This window comes from Belnapia moabensis DSM 16746 (genome assembly GCF_000745835.1).
Classification (GTDB): domain Bacteria; phylum Pseudomonadota; class Alphaproteobacteria; order Acetobacterales; family Acetobacteraceae; genus Belnapia; species Belnapia moabensis.
This window is the reverse complement of sequence record NZ_JQKB01000226.1, coordinates 1-2,663: the sequence shown is the minus strand read 5'-3', so window position 1 is coordinate 2,663 and position 2,663 is coordinate 1. Positions and strand designations below refer to the sequence as shown.

General features: G+C 67.7%; 4 protein-coding genes. 3 read left to right on the top strand and 1 reads right to left on the bottom strand.

The window, feature by feature from the left end:
* The 3 genes from EP26_RS30425 to EP26_RS30415 all read left to right on the top strand — a co-directional run.
* Nucleotides 1-310 (top strand): IS630 family transposase (locus EP26_RS30425; RefSeq protein WP_043345144.1); only part of this gene is annotated, 310 nt, incomplete at its 5' end.
* Nucleotides 311-328: 18 nt separating this feature from the next.
* The gene (locus EP26_RS30420) at nucleotides 329-544 is read left to right on the top strand and encodes a hypothetical protein (RefSeq protein ID WP_043345143.1); all 216 of its coding nucleotides are present in this window, start codon (nucleotides 329-331) and stop codon (nucleotides 542-544) included.
* A gap of 7 nt (nucleotides 545-551) precedes the next feature.
* Nucleotides 552-1,511, top strand: coding sequence for a Bug family tripartite tricarboxylate transporter substrate binding protein (locus EP26_RS30415; protein WP_169747559.1), 960 nt, complete (start codon nucleotides 552-554; stop codon nucleotides 1,509-1,511).
* Nucleotides 1,512-2,045: 534 nt separating this feature from the next.
* Here EP26_RS30415 and EP26_RS37105 read toward each other — a convergent pair.
* Nucleotides 2,046-2,663 (bottom strand): SDR family NAD(P)-dependent oxidoreductase (locus tag EP26_RS37105; protein WP_211259629.1); only part of this gene is annotated, 618 nt, incomplete at its 5' end.

Below are 2,663 nucleotides of genomic sequence, written 5' to 3'. Positions count from 1 at the left end.
CCACGCCATCCTTGACAACTACGCCACCCACAAGCACCCAAAGGTCCGGCAGTGGTTGGCTGATCATCCGCGCTGGGTCTTCCACTTCACGCCGACATCGGCGTCCTGGATCAACGCCGTCGAGGGCTTCTTCTCGGCCATCACACGCAGGCGCATCCGCCGCGGCGTCTTTCAGTCAGTCCCCGACCTGCAGGACGCCATCACCCATTACATCCGCGACCACAACAAGAAGGCCAAGCCATTCGCCTGGACCAGGCCTGCCGACACCATCCTCGGCACGCTGGCCAGGCTTCCTGCACCTTCCGTTTGAGTCAGTGCACTAGAGTGGGTGATCGAGGGTGACTGCGACCCGGATGGGACGCCGCGCGCGCCGCGCGAGGGCATCTTCACCTGGATCGCCGCGCGTGAGGGCGACGGGGCGTGGCGCATCGCAGTCGCTCAGAACACCAACCTCTGCACCGACGTCCGCCACCGGCTGTCCTGGAGCGGCGGAGCGGTTCAGCTAGGGAAGGAGCAAGCCCATGACGAGCCTCCGTCGACGTAGCATCCTGGTGGGCGGCCTCGCGCTGCCGGCGGTATCTGCAGTGGCCGGGTTTGCCGGCGCGCAGGCACCATTTCCGATGCGGCCCATCCGCCTCCTAGTGGGCGGGGCGGCCGGCAGTGTGCCTGACACGCTGGCCCGTGTCGTCGCTGAGCGGCTCGCGCCCGGGCTCGGCCAACCAGTCCTGGTCGAGAACCGACCCGGCGCCGCTGGCATTGTCGCCATGCAGGCGCTGGTTGGCAGCGAGCCGGACGGGCACACGCTGGCGCTGGCGACAATGTCGCAAGCCGTCTTCAACAGCTACCTGTTTAGCCGGCTGCCCTACGACCCGCTGCGCGACTTCGAGCCGATCATTCCCCTGGCGAGCGCTGCCTTCACCCTGGCCGCGCATCCCGGGTTCGCCGCAGACACACTCGCCGGGCTCGTCGTGATGGCTCGCGCCAACCCTGGCTCCGTCTTCCTGGGAGCCCCCGCGAACGGCTCCCCGCCGCACATCGCGGCGCTGATGCTGGTGCGGGCTGCGGGCATCAAGGTCAGCTTCGTACCCTTCACATCTGGACCCGACGGCTTGAGGGCGGTGCTGCGCGGGGACGTGCCCCTGTTCCTGGACGGGCCGACCATCGTCTCGCAGCAGGCGCGAGCAGGAATGCTCAAGGCGTTGGTCGTCACAGGACGAGCAAGGGAGCCGGAGTTGCCCGGCGTGCCGACCGTGGCCGAAGCCGGGCTGCCGGAAGCGACGTGCGAGGCGTGGATTGGCCTCGTCGCTCCTGCCGGCATTCCGCCCGCGCTCGTGGCCCGGCTGAACAGAGAGATCTCAGCGGTGCTTGCCGCCGCCGAGTTGCGGGAGCGGTTGCGGGCTTTGAGCTTTGTCACGGCTCCAGCCAGCTCCGAGGAGTTCCGACGCCTCATTCTCGAGGAGCACAGGCGTTGGGGTCCTGCTATCCGTGACGCAGGCCTGAAGCTCGACTAGAGCAGTTTCAAACCAGCAAGGCTGGAGAGCGCTCGCTGCTTTGGCGGACGATCCGCTTCTGCCTTACCAGGCTTTGAAGCGGCCGAACTGCTCCCGGCCAATCTCAGCCTTCGAGCGTGCAACAGAAGGAACCGGCAAAGGTCTGATAGGGACGGCAGAGCCATCCATCCCAGCGCTGCATCACATGCGATAAACCTCCCTTCTCGCGTGTACCACCGGCCTGCCCTATTCCCTCGCCTGCGTCCCCGAAGTTGCTGTCATCCGGGAGATAACCGAACCGGCGATCCCAAGCCTCCTCCACACCCGCGATCGCCTAGCCGGCCGAAGCCTATGCCCGGCAGCCCCTTCCACGCGGGACGCTGTGTGCCTACCGCGGTGCCGGCGGGGCCCTACCGGCTACGCAGAGACCGTAGCCGACCACCTGGCCGACCTCGCCCCCACCCATAGCCGCGGCATGTCGCCAAGCACCTAACCGCCATCGGCCAAAAGACGCCGCCAGGGGACGCGCGCCAGGGAGCACTCTTCTGGCAGCTGTTACCTGCGGCGGTGGTACCGGAGGCGAGAGGTGTTGGTCGCTGCGCCAGCCAGGACCGCACCCAGCGCCGCCGCCATGAGCCCGGCCACCAGCGCCGCCGCCTTGCCGGGATTCATCTGCGTGTCCAGCAGCAGGCTCCTGCCACGTGGGGCCGGTCCGGCGAGGCTGCTACGTTCGGAGAGATCCTCCTTCGGCTCGTACAGGTTGTCGCGCCGCTCCGCCCGCCCGGGGTCCTCACTCGTCTGCGTCGGCTTGGCGAGCACCTCCATGGCATAGTCGGTCAGCCGGGGTGCGAGCGCGCCGCCAAGGCTGGTCAGCCAGCCCGCGGTCCCGACGTAGAGATCGCGCACTGGCGTCTCGCAGGCGTGCAGGATGGCGCGTGCGGCAACCCGAGGATGGTAGGCCGGGGGCGGATTCCGAGTGCCCTGTGTGCCCATGGCGTTGCGGGCATGCTCCATGAAGGGTGTATCTATCGGCCCGGGCTTGATCAGCGTAACCGAAATCGGCAGCCCTTCACCCTCAAACTCCATCCGGAACGCGTCGGTAGCGTTCTTCACCGCACCCTTTGCCGCACAATAGGGGCCCTGCAGCGCTATGGCACGGTCGCCCAGCACGCT